The sequence below is a fragment of the Haemophilus haemolyticus genome (assembly GCF_003490935.1).
Taxonomy (GTDB): domain Bacteria; phylum Pseudomonadota; class Gammaproteobacteria; order Enterobacterales; family Pasteurellaceae; genus Haemophilus; species Haemophilus haemolyticus_M.
Genome location: NZ_QQGD01000014.1, coordinates 1 through 2808, shown reverse-complemented (window position 1 = coordinate 2808; position 2808 = coordinate 1). Strand labels below are relative to the sequence as shown.

Sequence of the window (2808 nt, the reverse complement as noted above, 5' to 3'; positions counted from 1 at the left end):
TTGAAAACATTTGAGGTTGTATAGTTAAGTGACTAAGCGTACAAGGTGGATGCCTTGGCAATCAGAGGCGAAGAAGGACGTGCTAATCTGCGAAAAGCTTGGATGAGTCGATAAGAGGCGTTTAATCCAAGATATCCGAATGGGGAAACCCAGTAGATGAAGAATCTACTATCACTTACTGAATCCATAGGTAAGTGAGGCAAACCGGGAGAACTGAAACATCTAAGTACCCCGAGGAAAAGAAATCAACCGAGATTTCGTCAGTAGCGGCGAGCGAAAGCGAAAGAGCCTGTTAATGATAGCAGCAAAGATAGAGGAATAAGCTGGGAAGCTTAGCGACACAGGGTGATAGCCCCGTACTCGACATCCAGGCTGTGGTACTAAGTTAACGAGAAGTAGGGCGGGACACGTGATATCCTGTTTGAAGATGGGGGGACCATCCTCCAAGGCTAAATACTCCTGATTGACCGATAGTGAACCAGTACTGTGAAGGAAAGGCGAAAAGAACCCCGGTGAGGGGAGTGAAATAGAACCTGAAACCTTGTACGTACAAGCAGTGGGAGCCCGAAAGGGTGACTGCGTACCTTTTGTATAATGGGTCAGCGACTTATATTTTGTAGCGAGGTTAACCGAATAGGGGAGCCGAAGGGAAACCGAGTCTTAACTGGGCGTCTAGTTGCAAGGTATAGACCCGAAACCCGGTGATCTAGCCATGGGCAGGTTGAAGGTTGGGTAACACTAACTGGAGGACCGAACCGACTAATGTTGAAAAATTAGCGGATGACTTGTGGCTGGGGGTGAAAGGCCAATCAAACCGGGAGATAGCTGGTTCTCCCCGAAATCTATTTAGGTAGAGCCTTGAGCGGACACCTTTGGGGGTAGAGCACTGTTTCGGCTAGGGGTCCATCCCGGATTACCAACCCGATGCAAACTACGAATACCAAAGAGTGATACTCAGGAGACACACGGCGGGTGCTAACGTCCGTCGTGGAGAGGGAAACAACCCAGACCGCCAGCTAAGGTCCCAAAGTCTATATTAAGTGGGAAACGAAGTGGGAAGGCTTAGACAGCTAGGATGTTGGCTTAGAAGCAGCCATCATTTAAAGAAAGCGTAATAGCTCACTAGTCGAGTCGGCCTGCGCGGAAGATGTAACGGGGCTGAAATATAGCACCGAAGCTGCGGCATCAGACGTAAGTCTGTTGGGTAGGGGAGCGTTGTGTAAGCGGATGAAGGTGTGTTGAGAAGCATGCTGGACGTATCACAAGTGCGAATGCTGACATAAGTAACGATAAAACGGGTGAAAAACCCGTTCGCCGGAAGACCAAGGGTTCCTGTCCAACGTTAATCGGGGCAGGGTGAGTCGGCCCCTAAGGCGAGGCTGAAGAGCGTAGTCGATGGGAAACAGGTTAATATTCCTGTACTTGGTAAAGCTGCGATGTGGGGACGGAGTAGGTTAGGTTATCGCACTGTTGGATATGTGCGTTTAAGTTGGTAGGTGGGAAGTTTAGGCAAATCCGGACTTCCTTAACACTGAGAGATGATGACGAGGCTCTACGGAGCTGAAGTAACTGATACCACACTTCCAGGAAAAGCCACTAAGCGAAAGGCTTTACTAAACCGTACTGAAAACCGACACAGGTGGTCAGGTAGAGAATACTCAGGCGCTTGAGAGAACTCGGGTGAAGGAACTAGGCAAAATAGCACCGTAACTTCGGGAGAAGGTGCGCCGGCGTAGATTGTAAGGGCTTGCCCCTGAAGGTTGAACCGGTCGAAGATACCAGCTGGCTGCAACTGTTTATTAAAAACACAGCACTCTGCAAACACGAAAGTGGACGTATAGGGTGTGATGCCTGCCCGGTGCTGGAAGGTTAATTGATGGTGTAATCGAAAGAGAAGCTCCTGATCGAAGCCCCAGTAAACGGCGGCCGTAACTATAACGGTCCTAAGGTAGCGAAATTCCTTGTCGGGTAAGTTCCGACCTGCACGAATGGCATAATGATGGCCAGGCTGTCTCCACCCGAGACTCAGTGAAATTGAAATCGCCGTGAAGATGCGGTGTACCCGCGGCTAGACGGAAAGACCCCGTGAACCTTTACTATAGCTTGACACTGAACATTGAATTTTGATGTGTAGGATAGGTGGGAGACTATGAAGATGATACGCCAGTATTGTTGGAGTCGTCCTTGAAATACCACCCTTTAACGTTTGATGTTCTAACGAAGATTGCGGGACGCGGTCTCGGACAGTGTCTGGTGGGTAGTTTGACTGGGGCGGTCTCCTCCCAAAGAGTAACGGAGGAGCACGAAGGTTTGCTAATCACGGTCGGACATCGTGAGGTTAGTGCAATGGTATAAGCAAGCTTAACTGCGAGACAGACAAGTCGAGCAGGTACGAAAGTAGGTCATAGTGATCCGGTGGTTCTGAATGGAAGGGCCATCGCTCAACGGATAAAAGGTACTCCGGGGATAACAGGCTGATACCGCCCAAGAGTTCATATCGACGGCGGTGTTTGGCACCTCGATGTCGGCTCATCACATCCTGGGGCTGAAGTAGGTCCCAAGGGTATGGCTGTTCGCCATTTAAAGTGGTACGCGAGCTGGGTTTAGAACGTCGTGAGACAGTTCGGTCCCTATCTGCCGTGGGCGTTGGAGAATTGGTTGGGGCTGCTCCTAGTACGAGAGGACCGGAGTGGACGCACCACTGGTGTTCCGGTTGTGTCGCCAGACGCATTGCCGGGTAGCTAAGTGCGGAAGAGATAAGTGCTGAAAGCATCTAAGCACGAAACTTGCCAAGAGATGAGTTCTCCC

The 2808-nt window shown here is 50.3% G+C and carries 1 rRNA gene; it reads left to right on the top strand.

Annotated elements, in window-relative coordinates:
• Positions 1-22 precede the first annotated feature (22 nt).
• Positions 23-2808: ribosomal RNA gene (locus DV417_RS09285) — 23S ribosomal RNA — on the top strand; the annotation flags it as partial.